The 25,455-nt window shown below is 65.8% G+C and carries 23 protein-coding genes; 19 read left to right on the plus strand and 4 right to left on the minus strand.

All coding sequences use genetic code 11. The annotated features are described in order from the left end of the window. The first annotated feature begins 21 nt into the window (after positions 1-21). From ACG00X_RS00595 to ACG00X_RS00670, 16 genes are all read left to right on the plus strand, one after another. Positions 22-729: an REP-associated tyrosine transposase gene (locus ACG00X_RS00595; RefSeq protein WP_394485905.1), complete on the plus strand. Its 708-nt coding sequence runs from the start codon at positions 22-24 to the stop codon at positions 727-729. Positions 730-859: 130 nt separating this feature from the next. Further along, positions 860-5,617: a glutamate synthase-related protein gene (locus ACG00X_RS00600; RefSeq protein WP_394485906.1), complete on the plus strand. Its 4,758-nt coding sequence runs from the start codon at positions 860-862 to the stop codon at positions 5,615-5,617. Positions 5,618-5,628: 11 nt separating this feature from the next. Beyond that, the gene (locus tag ACG00X_RS00605) at positions 5,629-7,104 is read left to right on the plus strand and encodes a glutamate synthase subunit beta (RefSeq protein ID WP_394485908.1); all 1,476 of its coding nucleotides are present in this window, start codon (positions 5,629-5,631) and stop codon (positions 7,102-7,104) included. Positions 7,105-7,394: 290 nt separating this feature from the next. Then, a complete protein-coding gene (locus tag ACG00X_RS00610; RefSeq protein ID WP_394485911.1) occupies positions 7,395-7,862 on the plus strand; it encodes a type IV pilin protein in 468 nt (155 codons plus the stop codon). Further along, entirely contained in the window at positions 7,853-8,473 is a 621-nt protein-coding gene (locus tag ACG00X_RS00615) for a GspH/FimT family pseudopilin (RefSeq protein WP_394485913.1), read from the plus strand. Before ACG00X_RS00610 ends, ACG00X_RS00615 begins: the two co-directional genes overlap by 10 nt. 31 nt (positions 8,474-8,504) lie before the next feature. Beyond that, positions 8,505-8,918 (plus strand): type IV pilus modification protein PilV, encoded by a 414-nt coding sequence (gene pilV / locus ACG00X_RS00620; RefSeq protein WP_394485915.1) that lies wholly within the window; start codon positions 8,505-8,507, stop codon positions 8,916-8,918. A gap of 23 nt (positions 8,919-8,941) precedes the next feature. After that, the gene (locus tag ACG00X_RS00625; RefSeq protein ID WP_394485918.1) at positions 8,942-10,033 is read left to right on the plus strand and encodes a PilW family protein; all 1,092 of its coding nucleotides are present in this window, start codon (positions 8,942-8,944) and stop codon (positions 10,031-10,033) included. Between the two features lies 1 nt (position 10,034). Then, a complete protein-coding gene (locus ACG00X_RS00630) occupies positions 10,035-10,715 on the plus strand; it encodes a pilus assembly PilX family protein (RefSeq protein WP_394485920.1) in 681 nt (226 codons plus the stop codon). Positions 10,716-10,730: 15 nt separating this feature from the next. Continuing rightward, positions 10,731-14,024: a pilus assembly protein gene (locus ACG00X_RS00635; RefSeq protein WP_394485921.1), complete on the plus strand. Its 3,294-nt coding sequence runs from the start codon at positions 10,731-10,733 to the stop codon at positions 14,022-14,024. After that, positions 14,003-14,659, plus strand: a complete 657-nt coding sequence (locus ACG00X_RS00640) for an energy transducer TonB (RefSeq protein ID WP_394485923.1) — start codon at positions 14,003-14,005, stop codon at positions 14,657-14,659. Before ACG00X_RS00635 ends, ACG00X_RS00640 begins: the two co-directional genes overlap by 22 nt. A 95-nt stretch (positions 14,660-14,754) precedes the next feature. Next, positions 14,755-15,573 (plus strand): ABC transporter ATP-binding protein, encoded by an 819-nt coding sequence (locus ACG00X_RS00645; protein WP_394485925.1) that lies wholly within the window; start codon positions 14,755-14,757, stop codon positions 15,571-15,573. Further along, positions 15,570-16,352 (plus strand): lipid asymmetry maintenance ABC transporter permease subunit MlaE, encoded by a 783-nt coding sequence (mlaE, locus tag ACG00X_RS00650; RefSeq protein ID WP_394485926.1) that lies wholly within the window; start codon positions 15,570-15,572, stop codon positions 16,350-16,352. The genes ACG00X_RS00645 and mlaE overlap by 4 nt, the downstream gene beginning before the upstream one ends. Before the next feature lie 19 nt (positions 16,353-16,371). Beyond that, positions 16,372-16,872: an outer membrane lipid asymmetry maintenance protein MlaD gene (gene mlaD / locus ACG00X_RS00655; RefSeq protein WP_394485928.1), complete on the plus strand. Its 501-nt coding sequence runs from the start codon at positions 16,372-16,374 to the stop codon at positions 16,870-16,872. After that, positions 16,869-17,762 (plus strand): MlaA family lipoprotein, encoded by an 894-nt coding sequence (locus ACG00X_RS00660; protein WP_394485930.1) that lies wholly within the window; start codon positions 16,869-16,871, stop codon positions 17,760-17,762. Before mlaD ends, ACG00X_RS00660 begins: the two co-directional genes overlap by 4 nt. A gap of 56 nt (positions 17,763-17,818) precedes the next feature. Beyond that, the gene (locus ACG00X_RS00665) at positions 17,819-18,469 is read left to right on the plus strand and encodes an MlaC/ttg2D family ABC transporter substrate-binding protein (protein ID WP_394485931.1); all 651 of its coding nucleotides are present in this window, start codon (positions 17,819-17,821) and stop codon (positions 18,467-18,469) included. A 2-nt stretch (positions 18,470-18,471) separates the two neighbouring features. Continuing rightward, the gene (locus ACG00X_RS00670) at positions 18,472-18,771 is read left to right on the plus strand and encodes an STAS domain-containing protein (RefSeq protein ID WP_394485934.1); all 300 of its coding nucleotides are present in this window, start codon (positions 18,472-18,474) and stop codon (positions 18,769-18,771) included. A 4-nt stretch (positions 18,772-18,775) separates the two neighbouring features. Here ACG00X_RS00670 and ACG00X_RS00675 read toward each other — a convergent pair whose 3' ends face one another. Further along, a complete protein-coding gene (locus ACG00X_RS00675) occupies positions 18,776-19,636 on the minus strand; it encodes a MurR/RpiR family transcriptional regulator (protein WP_394486353.1) in 861 nt (286 codons plus the stop codon). A gap of 88 nt (positions 19,637-19,724) precedes the next feature. Continuing rightward, positions 19,725-21,170 (minus strand): glucose-6-phosphate dehydrogenase, encoded by a 1,446-nt coding sequence (gene zwf / locus ACG00X_RS00680; RefSeq protein WP_394485935.1) that lies wholly within the window; start codon positions 21,168-21,170, stop codon positions 19,725-19,727. A gap of 110 nt (positions 21,171-21,280) precedes the next feature. Between zwf and tal the strand changes: the two genes are divergently transcribed. From tal to ACG00X_RS00695, 3 genes are read left to right on the plus strand one after another with little or no spacing between them, the layout of a single operon-like run. After that, positions 21,281-22,222, plus strand: coding sequence for a transaldolase (gene tal, locus ACG00X_RS00685; protein ID WP_394485937.1), 942 nt, complete (start codon positions 21,281-21,283; stop codon positions 22,220-22,222). 2 nt (positions 22,223-22,224) lie between these two features. Next, positions 22,225-23,847 carry a glucose-6-phosphate isomerase gene (gene pgi, locus ACG00X_RS00690; protein ID WP_394485939.1) on the plus strand — a complete coding sequence of 541 codons (1,623 nt, stop codon included), beginning with the start codon at positions 22,225-22,227 and terminating at the stop codon, positions 23,845-23,847. Positions 23,848-23,854: 7 nt separating this feature from the next. After that, the gene (locus ACG00X_RS00695) at positions 23,855-24,475 is read left to right on the plus strand and encodes an HAD family hydrolase (protein ID WP_394485941.1); all 621 of its coding nucleotides are present in this window, start codon (positions 23,855-23,857) and stop codon (positions 24,473-24,475) included. 4 nt (positions 24,476-24,479) lie between these two features. On the opposite strand, the gene ACG00X_RS00700 is transcribed toward ACG00X_RS00695, so the two are convergent. Then, positions 24,480-24,695, minus strand: a complete 216-nt coding sequence (locus ACG00X_RS00700; protein WP_394485942.1) for a DNA gyrase inhibitor YacG — start codon at positions 24,693-24,695, stop codon at positions 24,480-24,482. After that, positions 24,692-25,447 carry a cell division protein ZapD gene (gene zapD, locus ACG00X_RS00705; RefSeq protein ID WP_394485944.1) on the minus strand — a complete coding sequence of 252 codons (756 nt, stop codon included), beginning with the start codon at positions 25,445-25,447 and terminating at the stop codon, positions 24,692-24,694. Before zapD ends, ACG00X_RS00700 begins: the two co-directional genes overlap by 4 nt. Positions 25,448-25,455 lie beyond the last annotated feature (8 nt).

Consider the following 25,455-nt stretch of genomic DNA (forward strand, 5'->3'; position numbering starts at 1 on the left):
ATGGGAGCATCAAGGACAAGCATGGCCCGACTACCGCGACTGATCCTGCCCGGTCACCCTCACCACGTGATCCTGCGGGGCAACAACCGCCAGGCGATCTTTTTCAGTGATCACGATCGGGAGCATCTGCTCGCGACATTGGGCGAGGCAGTCGCGCAGTACCGGGTGGCACTGCACGCCTATGTGCTGATGGATAACCATCTGCACCTCTTGCTGACGCCTCCCAGCGCGGACGCGTTGAGCCGCATGATGCAGTCGCTGGGGCGCCGCTATGTCGGTTGGTTCAATGCGCGGCACGGGCGGACAGGCACGCTCTGGGAAGGGCGCTTTCGAGCGGGTGTGATCGAGGGAGAGCGTCATCTGCTGGCCTGCATGCGCTACATCGAGTTGAACCCCGTCCGCGCAGCCTTGTGCGTCGAGCCGGCGCAATGGCCGTGGTCCAGCGCGGCACATCACCTTGGGCTGGCGCGCAATGTGCTCGTCACGGAGCACGAGATGTACTGGCAACTCGGCAACACACCGTTCGAGCGGGAGCATGCCTACCGCGAATTCCTGTCACAGGGTGTCGCTTCATCGGAACAGCGGCAATTCACCGAAGCCGTGCTGCGCGGGAGGCCCGTCGCGAGCGACGCGTTTTTGAAGCCCCTGGCGCAGGATCATGAGGCAGTGGTCGTGCGCCGGCCGCGTGGCCGGCCGCGCAAAGCCGAAGATCCGTCGGCAGCACCTTGACTATGGCCCCAATTTAATTTGCTTGTTGATCAGTGTATTGAAAATGCGAATCTGACCCCATTTTAATTGCGTTGCGATTCAATTCGTGCTGCATTACGCTTCGCCTCTGTCGTGATCCAAGGAGGCCGCCATGAGCCATGCTGCGCAGATTCAGTCCGAAATCCAAGACCTTGCCGCGCACGGGCTGTACCGGCCGGCGAATGAGAAGGACGCTTGCGGCCTGGGTTTCGTGGCTCATATCAAGGGCCAGAAGGCGCACAACATCGTCCAGCAGGGCTTGAAGATTCTCGAGAACCTGGACCACCGTGGCGCCGTGGGTGCCGACAAGCTCATGGGCGACGGTGCCGGCATCCTGATCCAGATTCCGGACGAGTTCTATCGCGAGGAGATGGCGCGCCAGGGCATCAGCCTGCCGCCGCCCGGCGAATACGGTGTCGGCATGATCTTCCTGCCCAAGGAGCATGCGTCGCGCCTGGCCTGCGAGCAGGAACTCGCTCGCGCCATCAAGGCCGAAGGCCAGGTGCTGATCGGCTGGCGCGACGTGCCGGTGGACCGCGACATGCCGATGTCGCCCACCGTGCGCGAAAAAGAGCCGGTGATCCGCCAGATCTTCATCGGCCGTGGCCCGGACATCATCGTGCCCGACGCGCTGGAGCGAAAGCTCTACGTCATCCGCAAGACGGCGTCCAGCGCCATTCAGGCGCTCAAGCTGACGCACAGCCGCGAGTACTACGTGCCCAGCATGAGCTGCCGCACGGTCATCTACAAGGGCTTGCTGCTGGCCGACCAGGTCGGCAAGTACTACCAGGACCTGGCCGACCCGCGCGTTGTCTCGGCCATCGCGCTGGTGCACCAGCGCTTCTCGACCAACACCTTCCCGGAGTGGCCGCTGGCTCATCCGTACCGCATGGTCTGCCACAACGGCGAGATCAACACGGTCAAGGGCAACTTCAACTGGATGCGTGCGCGTGAGGGCGTCATGAAGTCGCCCGTGCTGGGCGACGACCTGAAGAAGCTCTACCCGATCAGCTTCGAGCACCAGTCCGACACGGCCACCTTCGACAACGCCCTCGAACTGCTGACGATGAGCGGCTATCCGCTCGCGCACGCGGCCATGATGATGATCCCGGAGGCCTGGGAGCAGCACGAAGGCATGGACGAGCGTCGCCGCGCCTTCTACGAGTACCACGCCGCGATGATGGAGCCGTGGGACGGCCCCGCCGCCATGGCGTTCACCGATGGCCGCCAGGTCTGCGCTGCGCTGGACCGCAACGGCCTGCGCCCGGCCCGTTACTGCATCACCGACGACGACTTGGTCGTCATGGCCTCCGAGTCGGGCGTGCTGCCCATTCCGGAGAGCAAGATCGTCAAGAAGTGGCGGCTGCAGCCCGGCAAGATGTTCCTGATCGACCTGGAGCAGGGCCGCATCGTCGATGACGAGGAGCTGAAGAACCAGTTCGCCAACGCGCGCCCCTATCGCCAGTGGATCGAGAACGTCCGCGTCAAGCTCGATGACATCGAGATTCCGGAGATCCAGCGCCCCGCGTTCGCAACGCCGCTGCTGGAGCGCCAGCAGGCCTTCGGCACGACGCAGGAAGACATCAAGTTCCTGCTCGCCCCCATGGCCGCCAACGGCGAGGAGGGCATCGGTTCCATGGGCAACGACTCGCCGCTGGCGGTGCTGTCCAACAAGAACAAGCCGCTCTACAACTACTTCAAGCAGTTGTTTGCCCAGGTCACGAACCCGCCGATCGATCCGATCCGCGAGAGCATCGTGATGTCGCTGAACAGCTTCATCGGCCCCAAGCCCAACCTGCTGGACATCAACGCCGTCAACCCGCCGATGCGGCTGGAAGTCAGCCAGCCGGTGCTGGACTTCGACGACATGGCGCGGCTGCGCGGCATCGAGGCGCCCACGCACGGCAAGTTCAAGTCCAGCGAGCTGGACATCACCTACCCGCGCGAGTGGGGCCGTGAAGGCGTGGAGGCCCAACTGGCTTCGCTGTGCGCGTCGGCGGTGGATGCCATCCGCTCGGGCCACAACATCCTCATCATCACGGACCGCGCCGTCAGCGCCGACCGTGTGGCCATCCCCGCGCTGCTGGCCCTGTCCGCCGTTCACCATCATCTGGTGCGTGAAGGCCTGCGCACGACGGCTGGCCTGGTCGTCGAGACCGGCACGGCGCGCGAGGTGCATCACTTCGCCGTGCTGGCCGGTTATGGCGCCGAAGCCGTTCACCCCTACCTGGCGCTCGAAACGCTGGAGGCCATGGGCGACGAACTGCCGGCCAAGCTGACGGCCGAGCAAGCCCGCTACAACTACATCAAGGCCGTGGGCAAGGGTCTGTCCAAGATCATGTCCAAGATGGGCATCTCGACCTACATGTCCTACTGCGGCGCGCAGATCTTCGAGGCCATCGGCCTGAAGGCGGACTTCGTCGAGAAGTACTTCCGCGGCACGGCCACGCAAGTGGGCGGCATCGGCGTGTTCGAGGTGGCCGAAGAGGCCATCCGCATGCACGAGGCCGCCTTCGGCGACGACCCGCTGCTGGAGACCATGCTGGACGCTGGCGGCGAGTACGCCTGGCGCACCCGCGGCGAAGACCACATGTGGACGCCCGACGCCATCGCCAAACTGCAGCACAGCGCGCGCAGTGGCAAGTTCGAGACCTACAAGGACTACGCGCAGATCATCAACGACCAGAGCAAGCGCCACATGACGCTGCGCGGTCTGTTCGAGTTCAAGTTCGACCCGGCCAAGGCCGTGCCGCTGGAAGAGGTCGAGCCGGCCGCCGAGATCGTCAAGCGCTTCGCCACCGGCGCCATGTCGCTGGGCTCCATTTCCACCGAAGCCCATGCGACCCTGGCCGTCGCGATGAACCGCATCGGCGGCAAAAGCAACACGGGCGAAGGCGGCGAGGACCCGGCCCGTTATCGCAACGAACTCAAGGGCATCAAGATCGTCGGCGGCAGCAAGGTCGGCGATGTGCTGGGCCACCAGATCATGGCGGCCGACTACGAGCTGAAGGACGGGGACTCGCTGCGCTCCAAGATCAAGCAGGTCGCGTCGGGCCGCTTCGGGGTCACCACCGAATACCTGGTCAGCGCCGACCAGATCCAGATCAAGATGGCCCAGGGTGCCAAGCCCGGCGAGGGCGGCCAGCTGCCCGGCGGCAAGGTGAGCGACTACATCGGCTTCCTGCGCCACTCCGTGCCTGGCGTGGGCCTCATCAGCCCGCCGCCGCACCACGACATCTATTCCATCGAAGACCTGGCGCAGCTCATTCACGACCTGAAGAACGTCAACCCGCGGGCCGACGTGTCGGTCAAGCTGGTGTCGGAAGTGGGCGTGGGCACCATCGCCACGGGTGTGGCCAAGTGCAAGGCCGACCACATCGTCATCGCCGGCCACGACGGCGGCACGGGCGCGTCGCCCTGGTCGTCCATCAAGCACTGCGGGACGCCGTGGGAGCTGGGCCTGGCCGAGACGCAGCAGACGCTGGTCGTCAACCGCCTGCGCGGCCGTGTGCGCGTGCAGGCCGACGGCCAGATGAAGACCGGCCGCGACGTCGTCATCGGCGCGCTGCTGGGGGCCGACGAGTTCGGCTTCGCCACCGCGCCGCTGGTGGCCGAGGGCTGCATCATGATGCGCAAGTGCCACCTGAACACCTGCCCGGTGGGTGTGGCCACGCAAGACCCGGTGCTGCGCAAGAAGTTCACCGGCCGCCCCGAGCACGTCGTCAACTACTTCTTCTTCGTCGCTGAAGAGGCGCGCCAGATCATGGCCCAGCTCGGCGTGCGCAAGTTCGACGAGCTGATCGGCCGCTCTGACTGGCTGGACACCAGGAAGGCCATCTCGCACTGGAAGGCCAAGGGCCTGGAGTTCGGCCGCATCTTCCACCGCCCGAACGTGCCGGCCGATGTGGCCCGCATCCACAACGACGTGCAAGACCACGGCCTGGACCGCGCGCTCGACGTCAAGCTCATCGAGAAGTGCCTACCCGCCTTCGAGAAGGGCGAGAAGGTGCAGTTCATGCAGGAGGTGACCAACGTGCGCCGCTCGGTCGGGGCGCGCCTGTCCGGTGAACTCATCCGCCGCAAGCCCGAGGGGCTGCCCGATCACACCATCTTCATCCAGATGGAAGGCACGGGCGGCCAGAGCTTCGGCGCCTTCCTGGCGCAGGGCATCTCGTTCTACCTGATCGGTGACGCCAACGACTACACCGGCAAGGGGCTGTCGGGCGGCCGTATCGTCGTGCGCCCCAGCATCGACTTCCGCGGCGATGCAACCAAGAACATCATCGTCGGCAACACCGCGCTGATCGGCGCGACGCGCGGTGAGGCCTTCTTCCGTGGCGTGGCGGGCGAGCGCTTCGCGGTGCGCCTGTCGGGCGCCACGGCGGTCGTCGAAGGCACGGGCGACCACGGCTGCGAGTACATGACCGGCGGCACCGTGGCCGTGCTGGGCAAGACCGGTCGCAACTTCGCTGCCGGCATGAGCGGCGGCATCGCCTACGTGTTCGACGAGGACGGCCACTTCGCCAAGCGCTGCAACACCAGCATGGTCACGCTCGAAAAGCTGCAGACCTCGCAAGAGCAGGAGGCCGGTGTCGACAAGGCCATCTGGCACCGCACCAAGGGCGTGGACGGCCTGGACCGCGAGCCGCAGACCGACGAGGCCATCCTGAAGAAGCTGCTGGAAGACCACCACCGCTGGACCGGCAGCCAGCGCGCGCGGGACATCCTCGACCACTGGGCCGACTCGCGCGCCAAGTTCATCAAGGTGTTCCCGAACGAATACCGCCGTGCCCTGGGTGAGCTGAACGCCGCCAAGGAAGCCGCCACCACCATCGCCCAGGCCAAGGCGCCTGCGGCCGCCAAGGTCTAAGGAGAAGAAGCATGGGGAAAGTCACCGGCTTCCTGGAGTACGAGCGTCTGGAAGAGGGCTACGAGCCCGTCACCGCTCGCGTCAAGAACTACAAGGAATTCGTCATCGGGCTGAACGTTGATCAGGCCAAGCAGCAGGGTGCCCGCTGCATGGACTGCGGCACGCCGTTCTGCAACAACGGCTGCCCGGTCAACAACGTGATCCCGGACTTCAACGACCTGGTCTACAAGGGCCGCCCTGAAGACTGGAAGCACGCGATCACGGTGCTGCACAGCACCAACAACTTCCCCGAGTTCACCGGCCGCATCTGCCCCGCGCCCTGCGAGGCGGCCTGCACGCTGAACGTCAATGACGACGCGGTGGGCATCAAGTCCATCGAGCACGCCATCATCGACCGTGCCTGGGCGGAGGGCTGGGTCAAGCCGCAGCCTCCCAAGCACAAGACCGGCAAGACCGTTGCCATCGTCGGCGGCGGCCCGGCGGGTCTGGCGGCGGCGCAGCAACTCGCGCGCGCAGGGCACAGCGTCACGGTGTTCGAGAAGAACGACCGCGTGGGCGGCCTGCTGCGCTACGGCATCCCGGACTTCAAGATGGAGAAGTCGCACATCGACCGCCGCGTCGAGCAGATGAAGGCCGAGGGCGTCGAGTTCCGCACCGGCGTGCTGGTTGCGGCGCTGCCGGAGGGATCCAAGGTCACCAACTGGGCCAAGGAAACCATCTCGGCCGACGACCTGAAGGCCCAGTTCGACGCCGTGCTGCTGACCGGTGGCGCCGAGCAGTCGCGCGACCTGCCCGTGCCGGGGCGTGACCTGGCCGGCGTGCATTTCGCGATGGAATTCCTGCCGCAGCAGAACAAGGTCAACGCCGGCGACAAGCTCAAGAACCAGATCCGTGCCGACGGCAAGCACGTCATCGTCATCGGCGGTGGCGACACGGGCTCCGACTGCGTGGGCACCAGCAATCGCCATGGCGCCAAGAGCGTCGTGCAGTTCGAACTGATGCCCCAGCCTCCCGAAGTGGAAGACCGCCCGCTGACCTGGCCCTACTGGCCGATCAAGCTGCGCACCTCGTCCAGCCATGAAGAAGGCTGCGAGCGCGAGTTCGCCATTGCCACCAAGGAATTCATCGGCGAAAAGGGCAAGCTCACCGGCGTCAAGACCGTGCGCCTGAAGTGGGAAGGCGGCCGCATGACCGAAGTCGAGGGCAGCGAGCAGATCCTCAAGGCCGACCTGGCCTTCCTGGCCATGGGCTTCGTGTCGCCTGTCGCCACCATCCTCGACGCGTTTGGCATCGACAAGGATGCGCGCGGCAACGGCAAGGTGAGCACCGAAGGCTCCGCAGCCTACAAGACCAATGTGGACAAGGTCTTCGCCGCCGGCGACATGCGCCGTGGCCAGAGCCTGGTGGTCTGGGCCATCCGCGAGGGCCGCCAGGCCGCCAAGGCGGTGGACGAGTTCCTGATGGGGGCCAGCAGCCTGCCTCGCTAGGGCGCCAGGCGAGCATCGCTCGCGCTACCACTCGATCACACGCGGCCCTGGTGGCCGCGTTTTCTTTTTTGCGCGCGCGAGCTGCCACGTCGACTCTGGCGCCGCCGAGCAATTGCTTACCTTTGGGCGCCGTTCGTCGCGGCCGGGTTCGCGTCCGTCGAGAGGGGCAGCAGGCCTGCGGCGTTTGCACGATATTTCATCTCGCCAGTGCCGAGAATCTGCGTCTCCAACCGTTTGCAGTCGCACTGGCAGGTGCTTGCCGCGCCGTCGACGTTCTACAGGATCCGCCCATGCCCCGACTCTCGCGCCTTGCCCCGCAACGTGGTTTCACACTGATCGAACTGATGATCACCGTGGCCATCGTCGCCATCCTGGCAGCCGTGGCCATTCCCGCCTATGGCGACTACGTGCGCCGCGGTTCGCTGACCGAGGCGTTCTCGCAGCTGGCCGACTACCGCGTGAAGATGGAGCAGTACTACCAGGACAACCGCAACTACGGCTCGACGGACTGCGTCGACGGCACCGCCGCGCCAAGCTGGAAGACGTTTGCACCGACGGGGGCGAAGTACTTCGACTACGGGTGTGCGGTGGCCGGCAGTGGCCAGGAGTACACGGTGACCGCCACGGGCAAGACCGGCACGGTGGCGGCGGGCCACATCTTCACGATCAACCAGAACAACGTGCAGGCCACGACGAAGTTCAAAGGCACGACCGTGAGTCAGTCCTGCTGGCTGGTGAAGAGCGCAACATGCAGCTGACGTCCACCATGAAGCGGCCTGCCGGCCGTGGCGTCACGCTGGTCGAGCTGATCGTCGTGGTGGTCCTGGTGTCGATGCTGCTCGCCTTGGCCATGCCCAGCGCCACTGCGTGGATGCGCAACACGCAGATCCGCAATGTCGCCACCGCCATCCAGAACGGCCTGCAGCGTGCTCGCGTCGAAGCCATGCGCCGCAACACCAATGTGCAGTTTTCGCTGGTGTCGCTGACCGACCGCGCGGTCATGGACAACAGCTGCGCGTTGTCCGCCGCCGGTGCCTCCTGGGTGGTGAGCCTGGACAGCCCGCAGACGAAGTGCGGTGTCGCCATCGGTGACACCACCACGCCACGCATCCTCGATCTCAAGGCGGCGGGCGGCGGCAGCGCCCAGGCCACGGTCGAGGCCAAGGACTCGGCAGGCACTGCGGCATCCACCGTGCTGTTCGACGGGTTTGGTCGCGTGGTGAATGGCAGTGGCATAGCCACCATCGATGTTCAGAGCAGCGTGACCGGCAGCGAATACCGCGCGCTGCGCATCGCCATCGGCACGGGCGGCACCATCCGCATGTGCGAGCCGGCCGTGACTGCCACGACCGACCCGCGCGCCTGCTGAGCGGCTCTTGGGTATGGACGGAGTTCCCGAAATGAATGCAACCCTTGCCGCTCGACCGCTGCGGCGCCGCCGCAGCGCCGGCTTCGCGATGTTCGAGGCGCTCATCGCGCTGTTGATCTGCTCCATGGGCATCCTGGGTGTCGTGGGCTTGCAGAGCGCCATGACGCGGGCGCAGACCTCCGCGACCTTCCGTGCCGAGGCCTCGTTCCTGGCGCAGCAGCTCATCGGCGTGATGTGGACGGATCGCGCCAACCTGGCCCAGTACGACTCCAACTCCTGCGGCACGGCCTGCGTCGACTGGGATGCGCGCGTGGCCGCCCGTCTGCCGGGCGGGGCGTCGACCGTCACGGTCAATGCCGCCACCGGCGCGGTCGCCATCGAGATCCGCTGGACTCAGGCGGGCGAGTCGACCAACCGTTACACGACGGCCGTGTCCATCAACTGAGGCAGAGAGCCGTGATTGCAACGTTGAACAATCCTCGCCCGAGCGCTCCGCTGCGCGCGGCCTGCCTGCGGGGCGTGACGCTGATCGAGCTGATGATCGGCATGCTGCTGGGCATCATCGTGGTGCTCGTGGTGGCTCAGGTGCTGTCGTTCGCCGAGGGGTACAAGCGTGCCACCACGAGTGGCGCCGATGCCCAGGTGAACGGCTCGCTGGCGCTGTATACGCTGCAGCGCGAGATCCAGATGTCGGGCTATGGCCTGATCAATCAGCTGTCGTCGCTGGGCTGCCCCGTGCAGGCCAACCACACGAGTACCGGCGCCGCCTCCTGGACATTGGCGCCCGTGGTCATCGCGGCCGGCGCCAATGACGCCCCCGACAGCCTGACCGTGATGTACTCCAGCCGGCCCTATTCCGTCCCGGCCGTGGTCAGCGTCGATCACCCGACGACGCTGGACCGCTTCACCGTCCGGTCCGCTGTGGGCATCGCCGCGGGTGACATGGTGATCGTGACGCCGAGCGCCTATAACGCAACGAACTGGTGCGGTGCCTACGTCGTCACCCAGCTGCCCGGTTCCGGTCAGCTCGTTCATGGCCAGTCGCCTTGGAATACAGGCGCCACGGTGTCGCCGGCCGGTGGATACCCGTCGGGCTCGCTGCTGGTCAACGCGGGGCAGTTGGTGCGCCGGACGTTCTCTTTGACCGCCGATTACGACCTGCAGCAGCAGACGCTGAACCTGACGTCGGGAGGGGTGGATGCGCAGGACCTCTTTGCGCAGATCGTCAACATGCGGGCGCTGTACGGCAAGGACACCAATGGCGACGGCGTCGTCGACAGCTATGACCGTGTGACGCCCACCACCAACGCAGGCTGGCAGCAAGTGCGATCGGTGCGCATTGCGCTGGTGTCGCGCAGCAACGCCTACCAGAAGGACGAGGTGACGCAGGCGTCGCCGCAGTGGGATGTCGGCACGTCCACGAGCGTTACCGGCAGCGCGACTTGCGGCAGCAGCAAATGCCTGACGTTGAAGGTCGACTCGGTGTCGGACTGGAAGCACTACCGCTACTCGGTGTCCGAGGTCACGGTTCCATTGCGCAATGTGATCTGGGGAATCTGAGATGTTTGATCGTCAAATCGTCAGGGGTGCGCAGCGCAGCGCGGCGCACGGCGCTCAGCGCGGCATCTCGCTGCTGTTCGCGCTGATGGCGCTGGTCGTGATCTCGCTCGCGGCCGTGGCACTCGTGCGTTCGGTTGACACCAGTTCATTGGTCATCGGCAATCTCGGCTTCAAGCAGGATGCGACCGCTGCGGCCAGCCAGGCCGCCGAGCAGGCGGTGACCTACCTGAACGCGGCAGCGCCGGCGACCTTGGAGCAGGATGTCATCGCATCGGGCTATTACGCGGCCAGCCGCGATGCGCTGGACGTGACCGGGCAGCGGTCCACCAGCGCCAGCCGTGATGTGGTCGATTGGAACCAGGATGGCTGCAAGCTGTATGCCACCGGCACCTACGCGAATTGCGTCAAGCCGGTGAACACCGAAATCAGCCTGAACAGCGGCGCCAACAAGGCCCGCTACATCATCACCCGCCTGTGTTCGGCCGTTGGTGCGCCGTCCGCCGTGGACTGCGCGACACCGCTGGGATCCGCGCTGACGGGTGGCGGCAACAAGGGCGCGGTGGACTACAGCCACGGCAAGGCGGACGTCAAGGTCGTCAACGCCCAGTACTACCGCATCGTCGTGCGTTCGACCAGTGCGCGAGGCACGGTCTCGTTCACCGAAACCATGGTCCAGCGCTGAGACATTGGAGCAAGCATGAACATCTCTCGCGATTTGAACCGCATCGCTCGGGCCGCCATGGCGCTGTGTGCCTTGGTGGCCGGCGCTTCCCACGCTGCGATTGCCGATATTTCCAACAGCCCCTTGGCCACGCAGGCCGATGGCACGCTGGTGCGCAGCAACGTCATGTTCATCCTGGACGATTCCGGATCGATGGGTAGCAACTATCTGCCCGATAACGCGCCGCGATCGGACGTTTGCTTTGGGTCCAACGACCGCAATCTGATCTTCTACGATCCGAGTCGCATTTATTCGCCGCCGCTTACCGCCGCCGGCAAATCCATGCCCGATGCGAGCTTCACGGCCGCCTGGACCGATGGGTACAACACCAGTGCCGGCACGGTGAACCTGTCCAACAACAACCCGGAGACGCCCAAGATCTCCAACGAGAGATTCCTGTGGGCTGTGCGCAAAGCCACGGCCTCCAGCACTTCTTGCAATGCGAGTGATTTCACGATCACCCGGGTCACCAATGCTCTGACCGACACGGAGAAGAAGAACTACGCCAACTGGTTTTCCTACTACCGCACACGCATGCTGGCGATCCGCGCCGGCGCGGGTTTTGCGTTTGCCAAGATTGACCCGTCGCGGTTCCGCGTCGGCTTCTCGAAGATCAGCGAATACAGCAACGGTGGCGCAGACGGCACCGGGTTCCTGAACGTGCGCAATTACGACGGCGGAACCCAGAAGGCGGACTTTTTCTCGCGCCTCTATTCCACGTCGGGCACCAGCACCACGCCTTTGCGCCCGGCCTTGGCTCGTGCGGGGCGATATTTCGCCAACAAGCTCAGTGGCCAGACCGATCCGATCCAGTACGCCTGCCAGCGCAACTACACCATCCTGTCGACGGACGGCTACTGGAACGAAGACAGCATCACGCACAAGGACCTGAACGGGAAGACGGGTGTCGGCAACACCGACGCCGGCACCGGGATCGCACGGCCGATGCGTGACGAGGGCAACAAAGGTGCTGGCTATGCCGATACGCTGGCCGACGTGGCGCAGTACTACTACGTGAACGACCTGCGCACCTCGGCGTTGAACAACTGCAGCGGCGCGGAGCCCGGCCAGGACGTGTGTGAAAAGGAAACGGCTCCTCAGCGCAAGGATGGCGCCAAGGGCCAGTTCATGACGACGTTCACCATGGGCCTGGGCTTGAACGGCACCTTGACCTATGACAAGGACTACGAGACGCAGACGAGCGGCGACTTTGTCGCCCTCAAGAACGGAACCAAGGTCTGGCCCCAGCCTGTCTCCAACACGATCACGGCGGTGGACGACCTGTGGCACGCGGCGGTGAACGGGCGCGGTACTTATTACAGCGCAAAGAATTCCACCGACATGGCCGACAGCCTGGCCGCTGCGCTGGCCGCGATCGACAAGCAGGCCGGTAGCGGCGCGGCCGCCGCGACCAGCTCGCTGACACCCACGTCCGGTGACGACTGGCTGTTCGTCCCGTCCTACAACACGAACAGCTGGGACGGCACGGTCACGGCCTACAAGGTGCTGCCGGCAACGGGGGCGGTGACTGGGGCTGCCGTGTGGTCATCGGCGGACCGCCTCAAAGGCCAGACCTCCAGAAAGATCCTGTTCAAGAGCGGCAACTCGCTGGTTGAATTCACCAAGGCCAACCTGAGCACGGCCGGCCTGTTGACCCAGTTCGACGGGCTGTGCACGACGGGTGCGGAAAAGCTGAGCCAGTGCACCAAGCTCACGACCAACGCCAAGGCGAATGCCACATCCGACAACCTGATCGCCTTCCTGCGCGGCGGCAGCACTTACGAACAGAGTGCTGCGAGCGCCGACGACAAGGTGTTCCGCACCCGTGTGAGCCCCATGGGGGATATCGTCAATAGCGGGCCGATCTATGTCCGCAAGTCGCCGCTGCAATACACCGAGAACAACCACGCTGCCTACGTCGCGACAACCAAGAGCGAGGCCGATAAGCGTGGTTATGGCGTTCTGTATGTCGGCGCCAACGACGGCATGCTGCATGCGATCAAGGTCGCTGACAGCACCACGGACACCACCGGCGGGACCGAGCTGTGGGCCTATGTGCCGTCGATGGTGATGGCCAACATGTACCGCCTGGCGGATGTCAACTACGAAACCAACCATCGCCCGTTCGTCGATGCGCCGCCCATTGTGTCGGACGTGTTCGATGGCACTAACTGGCGCACCATCCTGATCGGCGGCCTCGGCAACGGTGGGCGTGGCTATTACGCGCTCGACATCACCGATCCTGCATCCCCGACGCCGCTCTGGGAGTTCACGAACGACAACCTCGGCTACACCTTCGGCAACCCCGTCGTGACGAAGAACAAGGCGGGCACCTGGGTGGTGTTGTTCTCGTCGGGCTACAACAACGTCAACCCGGGCGACGGAAACGGTCGCCTCTACGTCGTGAATGCCCTCACGGGGGCGCGCATCGGCAGCGAGATCGCCACAAAGATCGGCACGGCCAACGCAGGCTCTACCGGCACGCCGAGCAATCTGGGCCGCATCAATGCCTGGGTTGATGACGACAAGTTGGGTGTCGCATCGCGTGTGTATGGCGGCGATATGTTGGGCAATATCTGGCGCTTCGACTTCGACGACAACGTGGCCCCCAGTGGCAACGAAGCCGTGCTGCTGGGGCAGACGGCTGGCAGCACCCAGCCCATCACGACCCGGCCTGTGCTGACCGAGATCGTCAGCGGCAACTACAAGTACTCGGTCATCTCGGTGGGGACCGGGCGCTACCTGGGCGTGCCCGACGTGGGCGACAAATCGGTGCAGTCGATCTACACGTTCAAGGATGAACTCGGCACCACCGGGCTGGGTGCGCTGCGCGCCAGTACGTCCGGCATGGTCAAGCAAACCTTGGCGGCGGATCGCAGCGGGCTGGCCAATGGGTCGACCGTGGACTGGGCGGTCAACAAGGGCTGGTACGTGGACCTGAGCTTGACCCCGGGCGAGCGTGTCAACGTCGACTTCGATCAACAGCTCAACCAGTTGATCGTGGCCAGCAACATCCCGACGCCCACCGTCTGCTCACCGGGCGGTACATCGTGGCTGTACTTCCTCGATGTGGGAACCGGCAAGCCGCTGAAGTCTTACTTCAGCAGCGTGATGACGGTCGGGGTGACCGTGTTTTTGACCTCCGGCGGTACGGTGGGGGCTCAGGCCGTGAAGTCTGACAAGACCATCACGCCTTACATGGGTGCCGAAAACACCGGCGCACCGGCGGGCACGCTGCGTCGTACGTCGTGGCGCGAACTGGTGAACTGAGGACGAACACGCGCCGCCAGGGGCCCGGCGGCGTGCCGCTGCTGTGCCTGGTTGGCGCCCTGGCCGGGCACGTCGCGATGCTGGTGCTCGGCGCTGAAGAGGCGCACCGTTGGCAGCAAGCGCAGCTGCAGGTGCCGCCGGCCACGGCGCCCCAGTCGGTGACCGTGCGACATCTGGGCCCGGAGCCTGCCGCGATGGCCGCTGCCCGCCAGGCCGTCGACACCCCCCGGATCGTCCATCCGGCGCGGCCGGCCTCTGCGTCGGCCGCGGCCCCGGTGCCCGCCGACGTGCATGACACGGTTGCACCGGTCGCCGCGCCAGTGGTTTATGTGCCGCGTGCGTTGTTGACGGTGCCGCCGGTGGCGCGCAAGTCCGTCCCGCTGGTGTGGCCCGACAGCTGGCCGGCGCAGGCGTCCTACACGGCGGTCCTCAAGCTCTTCCTCGACGAGCAGGGGCAGGTCGAGCGTGTGGAGCCGGACGGCGATCCGGTGTTGCCCGAGCCGCTGTTCGAACAGGCGCGTCAGGCCTTCATGGCCGCAGGTTTCACCCCCGGCGAGTTGAACGGCCAGGCGGTCAAGTCTTGGGTCCGTGTGGAGGTCACGTTTGACAGCGGCCGCCGGCCGCCGGGGCATTGAATCCGCGTCCAGAGCCCGGTCGGTGTTTCCACCTATGATGGCATCTTTGGATTGAAGGGCCTGGCCCTATGTCCCAGCGGCTCATGGCCCCATCGATGGATTCCGCGACATCTCCGCCGGCTCCCCTGATCGAACTGCGCAACGTCAGCGTCGGCTACGGCGACCGGATCATTCTGGATAGCGTCAATCTCACGCTCGAGCGCGGCAAGGTGCTCGCGCTGATTGGCACCTCGGGCGGCGGCAAGACCACGATGCTTCGCCTCTTAGGTCGGCAGTTGCGCCCGCTCTCGGGCCAGGTGCTGTTCGATGGCCAGGATCTCGCGCCGCTGGACCTGGCCGGCCTGTACGCCGTGCGCCGTCGCATGGGCATGCTGTTCCAGTTCGGCGCCCTGTTCACCGACCTCAGCGTTTACGAGAACGTCGCGTTTCCGCTTCGGGAGCACACCGATCTGCCCGAGGCCATGATCCGCGACCTCGTGCTGATGAAGCTCAATGCGGTGGGCCTGCGTGGCGCGCGCGACCTGCTGCCCAGCGAGATTTCGGGCGGCATGGCGCGTCGTGTGGCGCTCGCCCGGGCGATCGCGCTGGACCCCGACCTCGTGCTCTACGACGAGCCGTTTGCGGGCCTGGACCCGATCTCGCTGGGTGTGGCGGCGCGGCTCATCCGCGACCTGAACGACGCCTTGGGGCTCACCAGCGTCATCGTGTCTCATGATTTGCACGAGACCTTCGGCATTGCCGACCAGGTGGCCATGGTGGCCAACGGCCGCGTGGTGGCCCAGGGAACGCCCGATGAACTTCGCCACAGCGACGACCCGCTCGTGCGTCAATTCGTGGGTGCCGAGCCCGATGGGCCGGTTCGCTTCCACCAACCGGCGCGCCCCGTGGCCGAAGATTTCGGGATGACGCCATGATGATGTCGCTGGCCTCCCGCATTGGCGCTGGCGTGCGTCACAACCTGGCCGACGTGGGCGCGGCCGCGCGGCTGTTCGCGAGCCTGCTGGGCCGGCTGCCTCGGGCGCTGCTGCGCTTCGTGCTCGTGCGTGAGCAGATCTACCACCTGGGCAACAAGTCTCTGTCCATCATCGGCGTCTCGGGGCTGTTCGTCGGTTTCGTGCTGGCGCTGCAGGGCTACTACACGCTGCAGCGTTATGGCTCGGCGGAGGCGGTGGGCTTGCTGGTGGCGTTGAGCCTCGTCCGCGAGCTCGGGCCCGTCGTCACCGCGCTGCTGTTCGCCGGGCGGGCCGGTACCTCGCTGACCGCTGAGATCGGCCTGATGAAAGCTGGCGAGCAGTTGACGGCCATGGAGATGATGGCGGTCGACCCCATCCAGCGCGTGCTCGCGCCGCGCTTCCTGGGTGGCTTCATCGCCATGCCCTTGCTGGCCGCCGTCTTTTCCGCCGTTGGCATCATTGGTGGCTGGCTGGTGGCCGTGCCCTTGATCGGCATCGACGCTGGCGCGTTCTGGTCGCAGATGCAAGGCGGCGTGGATGTGTTCAAGGATGTCGGCAACGGCGTCATCAAGAGCCTGGTGTTCGGTGTGACCGTCACCTTCGTTTCGTTGCTGCAGGGATATACCTGCCGGCCGACGCCGGAAGGCGTTTCTGAGGCCACCACCCGCACCGTCGTGCTGTCGTCCCTTGCCGTACTGGCGTTGGACTTCATGCTGACCGCGATGATGTTTTCGATTTGATTGGAGCCAGGGACACCACATGCAAGCCTCTCGACATGACGCCTGGGTGGGCCTTTTCGTGCTGCTGGGCGGCGCGGCGCTGCTCTTCCTGGCGCTGAAGGCCGGTAATTTGCTCAGCCTCAATTTCGACGCCACCTATCAGGTGTCGGCGCGGTTCGACAACATCGGCGGCTTGAAGCCGAACGCCGCCGTGAAGAGCGCCGGCGTCGTCGTCGGCCGGGTCGAGGCCATCACGTTCGATGACAAGACTTTCCAGGCCAAGGTGCTCATCAACCTGAACAAGGCCACCCAGTTCCCCAAGGACAGCTCCGCCAAGATCCTGACGTCGGGTCTGCTGGGCGAGCAGTACATCGGCCTGGAGCCCGGCGCCGACGAGAAGAACCTCGTGGCCGGTGATCTGATCAAGCAGACGCAGAGTGCCGTGGTGCTGGAGAATCTGATCGGCCAGTTCATCAACAGCAAGGCGTCGGACATGGGCAGCACGGGTTCCACAGCGCCGGCCTCCGGGGGCAAACCGTGAGAGGCTGGGCGCGCTGGCTGGCGTTGATGACGCTGGCGCTGGGCTTGGCCGGCTGCCAGACGGTCAAGGGCGTGGGAACGCGCATCGACCGGGCGCTGGACAAGGTGATGGGCTCCAAGGGGCAGCGGCTTGACCCGTGGGAGTCGTGGAACCGCAAGGTCTTCACCTTCAACGAGAAGCTCGACGAGAACGTGATGAAGCCGGTGGCGACGGCTTATTTCGATGTGGTGCCTTCGCCGATCCGCACCGGCATTGACAACTTCTTCGGCAACATCGGCGACGCTTGGTCGGCCGTGAACCTGATGCTGCAGGGGCGTTTCAAGGCCGGCGTGGAGCAGGGCATGCGCTTCGCGGTCAACTCCACGCTGGGCTTGGTGGGGGTGCTGGACATCGCGACCGAGGCTGGTCTGGACAAGAACAGCCAGGACTTCGGCAAGACACTGGGCAAGTGGGGCATGGGCACGGGGGCCTACGTCGTCTGGCCGTTCTTCGGGCCCTCGTCGGTGCGCGACTCGCTCGCCCTGCCGGTGGATTGGCAGGCTTCACCGGGCGTCGTCTTCGACGACGGCAGCAAGAAGGTGGCGCTCACCGGGCTCAACCTGATCAATACGCGGGCCAACTTCCTCCGCGCCGGTGAAATGCTGGAAGGCATTGCGCTGGACAAATACACCTTCTACCGCGACGCCTACCTGCAGCGGCGCGGCAGCTTCGACGATGACGACGAGGTCGAGGTTCTGGTGCCCGGTAGTGCGGCATCGGCACCGGCCGAGCCGGCTGTTGCGGCCTCGGCACCCCCACCGCCGGCGGCAGCTTCCGCGCCCCAGCCTGCGGCGTCGGAGCCCGTTGAGGCCGCGGCCGCCGAACCTCCAGCCTCCGCCGCTTCGCGGTGAACCGATTGCGGGGCTGGTGCGTTGAAAACCGGTCCCTGTTCAGAGAAAGCGACACCATGACCTTGATGACTTCCCTGCGCCGCCGAGTTTTCGTCGCCGCCACCGTGGCCACGCTGAGCTTGGGCTTTGTGCATGCAGCCCACGCGGTCGATGGCAGCGCACCGGACCAACTGATCCGCAGCCTCTCCATCGAAGTCCTGGAAACGGTCAAGTCCGACAAGGACATCCAGGCTGGCAACATCGGCAAGATCATTGCGCTGGTGGAAGCCAAGGTCATGCCCCACGTCAACTTCCAGCGCATGACGGCCTCCGCCGTCGGCCGTTTTTGGCGGCAGGCCACACCTGAGCAGCAAGGCAAGCTGCAGGCCGAGTTCAAGACGCTGCTGATGCGCACCTACGCTGGCGCCCTGACGCAGGTGAAGGACCAGACCATCGGCCTGAAGCCGCTGCGCGCCCAGCCCACCGACACCGAGGTGGTCGTTCGCACGGAGATCCGCGGCAAGGGTGATGCCATCCAGCTCGACTACCGCCTCGAGAAGGCTGGCGCCGAGTGGAAGATCTACGACGTCAATGTGCTGGGCATCTGGCTGGCCGATCAATACCGCAACAGCTTCGCGCAGGAGATTGGCGCGAACGGCATCGACGGGCTGATCAAGAGCCTGGCCGACAAGAACGCGAAGGCCAGCGCGCCCGCCGCCAAGAGCTGATCTTGAGCGCTTTGAAGCTGCCAGCGCGCTTGCGCATGGATGGAGCTCGCGCGGCGTGGGCTCAGATGTCGCCCGCACTGCGCGCGGAGGCCGCGCAGGTGCTGGCGGCCGCCGGGCGCGAGGTGAGGTTGTCCGCAGCGGCGTTGACGGATTTCGATTCGTCGGCGCTCAGCCTGCTGCTGTCCGCCGGCCGGCAGTGCGCCGAACAAGGGGCGACGCTCAAGCTCGACGATGCACCCGACAAGCTGCGGGAGCTGGCCCGGGTGTATGGGGTGGCCGAGCTGATCTGGCCACCTGCCTGATCGATCAGCCGGCGTAGCGCTTGGCGCGCAGGTTCTTCTTGATTTCCTGCAGCACGGGCCGCAGGTGCTGGCCCAGCTTGAGCGCCACGCCCGTGGTCAGGATGTCCACGGCGATGAGGTGCAGCAGCCGCGACACCATCGGGCTGTAGCGGTCGAAGTCCTCGGGGTGGTCCACGGCCAGCAGGATCTGGCCCGGGCCCAGCGCCAGTTGGGCCAGCGGCGAGGCGCTGGCCGTGATGATGATGATGGTCGCGCCCTTCTTGCGGGCGATGTCGGCGGCGTCCAGCAGGTCGCGGCTGCGGCCGGAATTGCTGATGATGACGGCGCAGTCTCCCGGCTGCAGCATGGTGGCGCTCATCAGCTGCACGTGGCCGTCGCTGGTGGCGACGGTATTCACGCCGAGGCGGAAGAACTTGTGCTGCGCGTCCTGCGCCACGATGCCTGAATTGCCGACGCCGTAGAACTCGATGCGCTTGTTGTGGCGGGCCGATTCGGTGAGCGCGTCGATGGCGCGCTCGAAGGCGTGGCTGGCCGCATCGTTGCGGTAGTGCAGCAAGGCAGCCACCGCGTTGTCCACGACCTTGACGATGATGTCGCCCGGCTTGTCGTCCTCATCGACGGCGCGGTGCACAAAGGGCACGCCTTCGTTGACGCTGCCGGCCAGCTTCAGCTTGAAGTCGGCCAGGCCGTCGTATCCGACGCTGCGGCAAAAGCGCACGACCGTGGGCTTGCTGACATGCGCTCGGTCGGCGAGTTCGCTGACCGGCAGGCTGGCGAAGCTGCGGGCATCGGTGAGCAGCAGCTTGGCGACGCGCTGCTCGGCGGGCGGCAATGCGGGCAGGGCTGCCTTGACGCGCTCGAGGATGCTCATGTTTGCTCCCCGTTCAACGGGTACGTTGAACGACCCTCCAAGAGGGTGTGGCCTTGCTTGGGGCGGCCCGGCGCGGCGTCCTTCATTGCTCTTCTGCCCACGAGAAGCCGTCGCGCGCCACGAGCGCACTCGCGGCTGCCGGCCCCCAGGAGCCGGCGGCGTAGGGGCGCGGGCCGCTGGTGTCGGCGGCCCAGGCGTCCAGGATGGGCTCCACCCAGCGCCAGGCCTGCTCCTGCTCGTCGCTGCGCACGAAGAGGTTCAGTCGCCCGGCAATGGCGTCGAGCAGCAGGCGCTCGTACGCGCCGACGCGTTGCGTCGCGAAGGCCTTGTCGAAGTCCAGGTCCAGCGACACGGGCGTCAGCTGCTCGCCATGGCCAGTGCCTTTTTGTGCCAGCAGTTGGAGCTCCAGGCCGTCTTCGGGCTGCAGCTTGATGACCAGGCGATTGGGCTGGCTCGCGCCGGGGAAGATCTTGTGGGGAACGGGCCGGAAGTTGACGACGATCTGGGCATCGCGCTCCGCCAGCCGCTTGCCGGTGCGCAAGTAGAACGGCACGCCGGCCCAGCGCCAGTTGTTGACCTCGGTGCGTAGCGCGACGAAGGTTTCGCAGGTGCTGTCGGCCGGCACCTTGACCTCGTCCAGGTAGCCCGGCACCGAGGCGCCTTCGATGCTGCCGGCGCGGTATTGGCCGCGCACCACGTCGCGCGCCACGCTCTCGGCCGTGAAGGGCTTCAGCGAGCGCAGCACCTTGAGCTTCTCGTCGCGGATCGCGTCCGCATCGTTGCTGGAGGGCGGCTCCATGGCGATCATCGTCAGCAACTGCAGCGCATGGTTCTGGATCATGTCGCGCAGCGCGCCGGTGCCGTCGTAGAACGCGCCCCGCGTACCGACGCCCAGGCGCTCCGCCAGCGTGATCTGGATGTTGGCAATGCTCTCGCGGCGCCACAGCGGCTCGAACAGCGCGTTGCCGAAGCGCAGCGCCATCAGGTTCTGCACCGACGGCTTGCCCAGGTAGTGATCGATGCGGAAGGCCTGGCTCTCGGCGAAGACACAGCGCACCGCGCGGTTGATCTCCTGCGCGCTGGCCAGGTCGTGGCCCAGGGGCTTTTCCAGCACCACGCGCACCTTGTCGTGGTTGAGCCCGACGGCACCGAGTTGCTGGCAGATCCCTGTGAACAAATAAGGGCTGGTGGCCAGGTACAGCACGACGGTGTCGGCGTTGCGTGCGTCCAGCCAGTCCTTCAGGCCCTGGTAATGGTCGGCCTGCGCCAGGTCCATGCGGCGGTAATGGATGAGCGCCGCGAACTGCTCGAACTCCTCGTCCGTCGGGCGCTTGGCGCCGTCCACCTCGCGGAATCGCTCCTTCAACCACTCGCGGTAACGCTCGTCGGTCTGGTCGTCACGCGCGACGGCGAGAATGCGACCGCCCTCGGGCAATTTGCCGTGCCGGAAGGCCTGGAACAGTGCGGGCATCAGCTTGCGCCACGTCAGGTCGCCGGTACCGCCAAAGAACACGAGATCGAAGGACATCTGCGGAGTCTCCAGGCCAGCGTCTGAGGGATGCGCCAACCGTTGTGTAACTTAGTTTCGTGAAATACTATGCAGCAGTTTCTTTGCCGGGTCAATCCGGCGCGCATGCCATGAATCAGCTCGACCAGCTCAAAGCCTTCACCACCGTCGTTGCCGACACGGGCAACTTCCTGCAGCTCGCGCAGTTCGCGCCACGCGACGCGACGACCAATCCGTCGCTGATCCTGAAGGCCGTGCAGTCGCCCGACTACGCACCGCTGCTGAAGGAAACGGTCGAAGCCCATCGCGGCAAGCCGCTCGACGAGATCGTCGACCATGTGCTCGTGCGCTTCGGGCTGGAGATCCTGAAGGTCGTGCCGGGCCGCGTGTCGACCGAGGTCGATGCCCGGTTGTCGTTTGACAAGGCGGCCAGCCTGTTCCGCGCCCGCCGCATCATCGCGCTGTACGAGGCGGCCGGCATCGGCCGCGAGCGCGTGCTGATCAAGCTGGCATCGACGTGGGAGGGCATCCAGGCGGCTGCCGAGCTGGAGCGCGAAGGCATCCATTGCAACCTGACGCTGCTGTTCGCTTTCGCGCAGGCGGTGGCCTGTGGCGAAGCCAAGGTGCAGCTGATCTCGCCGTTCGTGGGCCGCATCTACGACTGGTACAAGAAGTCCGCTGGCGCCGGCTGGGACGATGCCGCCATGTCCGGCGTCAACGACCCGGGCGTGAAGTCGGTGTCGCAGATCTACAGCTACTACAAGCAGCATGGCATCAAGACCGAGGTGATGGGTGCGAGCTTCCGCAACATCGGTCAGATCCAGGCGCTGGCCGGCTGCGACCTGCTGACCATCAGCCCCGACCTGCTGGCCCAACTGCAGGCCAACGAGGCGCCGATGGCGCGGGTGCTGGACCCCGCCAAGACGGCGGCGATGCCCGAGGTGCGGCTCGACGAGGCGGCTTTCCGCTTCGCGCTGAACGAGGACGCCATGGCCACGGAAAAACTGGCCGAGGGCATCCGCTTGTTCGCCGTCGACGCCGGCAAGCTCGACAAGCTCATCGAAGCCGCCTGACCATGACCACACGCTGCGACCTCTCGCCCGTCTGGGCTGAGCTTCAAGCCCACTACGCTGCGAGCGGTCGCGGCTTCGATCTCCGCGACGCCTTCCGGGCCGATGCTGGCCGTTTCAGCGCGCTGTCTGTCGAGGCGCCCGAGGTGTTCGCCGATCTGTCCAAGAACCGCGTCGACGCGTCGACGCTGGCATTGCTGCTGAAGCTGGCGGCGGATTGCGGCCTGGAGGCGCGCCGCGACGCCTTGCTGCGTGGCGACCCGGTCAACCACACCGAAGGCCGAGCCGTGCTGCACACGGCGCTGCGGGCGCCCGCGGGTAGCGACGCACCGTTCAACGCCGAGGTGCAGGCCTCGCTGGAGGCCATGCTGGCGTTCGCCGAGAGCGTCCGCCGCGGCGAGCGCGGCGCGATCACCGATGTGGTCCACATCGGCATTGGTGGCAGCGATCTCGGCCCGGCCATGGTGGTGCAGGCGCTGGAAGCCTTCCGGGCGCCGAACCTGCGGCTGCATTTCGTGTCCAACGTCGACGGTCACGATCTCGCGCCGGTACTGCGCGAGTTGAACGCGCAGCACACGCTGTTCGTCATCGCGTCCAAGACCTTCACGACGCAGGAGACGATCGCCAACGCCCAGGCCGCCAAGGCCTGGTTCCACGCGGTGGGCGGCACGGACGTGGCGCGCCATTTCGTCGCGACCAGCAGCAATACCGCGGCCGCAGCGGCCTTTGGTATCGACACGGCCTTCGGCTTCTGGGATTGGGTGGGGGGGCGCTATTCGCTGTGGTCCGTCATCGGCCTGCCCATCGCCATCGCCGTGGGCGCCGACAACTTCCGTGCGCTGCTGGCCGGTGCGCATGCGATGGACCAGCATTTCGCGTCATCGCCGCTGGCTGGCAATCTGCCGGTGCTGCTGGGCCTGATCGACATCTGGTACCGCAATTTCCACGGCTTCACGAGCCGCAGCGTCGCCCCCTATCACCAGGGCCTGCGCCGGCTGCCGGCCTATCTGCAGCAACTGGAGATGGAGAGCAACGGCAAGGGGGTCGACCTTGATGGCAACGCGTTGCCGCTCGCGACATCGCCCGTTGTGTGGGGCGAGGCGGGCACCAATGGCCAGCATGCCTACTTCCAGATGCTGCATCAGGGGACCGATGTCATCCCGGTCGAGTTCATCGCCGTGAAGCGGGCCAACCACGGCGCCAGCGGTGAGCTGGCGGCCAAGCTCGCCGATCAGCACCGCAAGCTGCTGGCCAACTGCCTGGCCCAGAGCCAGGCGTTGATGCAGGGCAAGACGGCCGATGAGGCGCGCACGGAAACGGCGCCCACGGCCTCCGCCACGCTGGACCGTGAGGTTCTCGCCCGTCACCGCAGCTTTCCGGGCAACCGCCCCAGCACGACGCTGGTGCTGGATGCGCTGACACCCCGGTCGCTCGGTGCGCTGATCGCGTTGTACGAGCACCGCGTGTTCGTGACCGGCGCGCTGTGGGGCATCAACAGTTTCGACCAATGGGGCGTGGAGCTCGGCAAGGCGCTGTGCAACCAGTTGCTGCCGCGCCTGGAGAGCGGTGACGCGCAGGGCCTGGACGGCTCAACGGCCGGGTTGCTGCGCCGCCTGACAACTGCGTGACGAGCACATGAAGATCGTCTTCGATTTTGGCGGTGTCGTGTTTCGCTGGCACCCGGCGAGTTTCCTTGCGCGGGTCTGGTCGCATCGCATCGCAACGCCGGAGCAGGGGGCCGAGGCGGCGGCCGTGTTCTTTCAGAACTACGGCGGCGACTGGGGCTTGTTCGACCAGGGGCTGATCGGTGCTGACGAGGTGGTGCGCCGCATCTCGGCCCGAACGGGCTGGTCGCACGGCGATGTGGAAACGGTCGTGCGTGCGGTGCCTGACGAGCTCATGCCCATCCCGGGAACGGTTGCGCTGATCCGGGACCTGAAGGCGGCCGGGCACAGCTTGTACTTTCTGTCCAACATGCCGGAGCCCTATGCCGACCATCTCAGCGCCAGCTACCCGCTGGCCGAGTGGTTCGAGTCGGGCGTCTTCTCAGGCCGCGTCAAGCAGAGCAAGCCCGTCATGCCGATCTTCGAGATCGCCGAGCGGCAGTTTGGTGCGGTGGGCGCTGAGCTGCTGTTCATCGACGACCACCCGGCCAATGTCGACGCCGCCCGGTCGCGCGACTGGCAGGCCTTCGTGTTCACCGATGCGGCCAGCGCGCGCCGCGAACTCGTGTCGCGTGGTTTGCTGAGCGCCTAGGGGGCTAGTGCAAGGCGGCCACGCGCTCGGGGTCGCCTTCATCGGGATCCTGCGGTGGTGCCGCAGGTACGCGGAATGATTCGCTGGCCCAGGCGCCCAGGTCGATCTGGCGGCAGCGTTCGCTGCAGAACGGACGCCACTTGTTGCTGGGGGCGAACACGCTGTCGCCGCCGCATTGCGGGCAACGTACCAAGCGTTGGCCCTGGCTGTTGGTCTTCATTGGCACAGTGAAAGTTCGAAGCTGGTGTCTTCCTGGGTCAGCTTGAGGCGCCCTTCTTCATCCTGGCGCATCAGCCGGATGGAGACCATGAGCCGGTGACCGGAGATTTCAGGGATCAGGCCGAGGCTGGGGTCGATGCGCATACGCAGCAGCTGATAGACGCGACCGGCTGGCAGGCTTTGTTGAAACTGACCCGCGACAGCGGCGACCTTGTGTGGGGCGCCGGAATCGCGCAGCAGTCCGAGGAGCACTTGCAACGCTTCGGCCATGGGCATGAGCGACTGTGCCCAGTTCACCAAGTCCTTGCGGCGGCGCACCGGCAGCAGCTGTTGCCAGTGATAGTAGGCCGGCAGGTCGAATTCGCAGGTGCCGCCTGGGATGCTGATGCGGCTGCGAATGCTCATCAGCCACTCGTTGCTGGCGAGCGTTGCGCCGGTCTTGCCGTTGAGCGCGTTCAGGCGCTGGAACGCGCCGTCGATGCGGGCGATGACCTCGTCCAGTCGAGCGGTGTCAACGCCCGGGCTGCCACGATAGGCATTGAACTGGACCTTGTGCTTCTCCAGTTCCTTCAGCAGATCGCTTTTGAGGTCGGCGCGCGAGGCAACGTCGAGGATCTCGAACAGCGTGACGAGCGCGAAATGGTGATCGAGCGCGGGGTCGCGTGCCATCAGGGCGCCGAGGCGGTCGAACAGGTGTTCGAGGCGGAGCATTGTCCGGATGCTCTCGTTGAACGGATACTCGTACAGGACCACGGCGCAGG

This window comes from Pelomonas nitida (assembly GCF_043555975.1).
GTDB classification, from domain to species: domain Bacteria; phylum Pseudomonadota; class Gammaproteobacteria; order Burkholderiales; family Burkholderiaceae_C; genus Pelomonas; species Pelomonas nitida.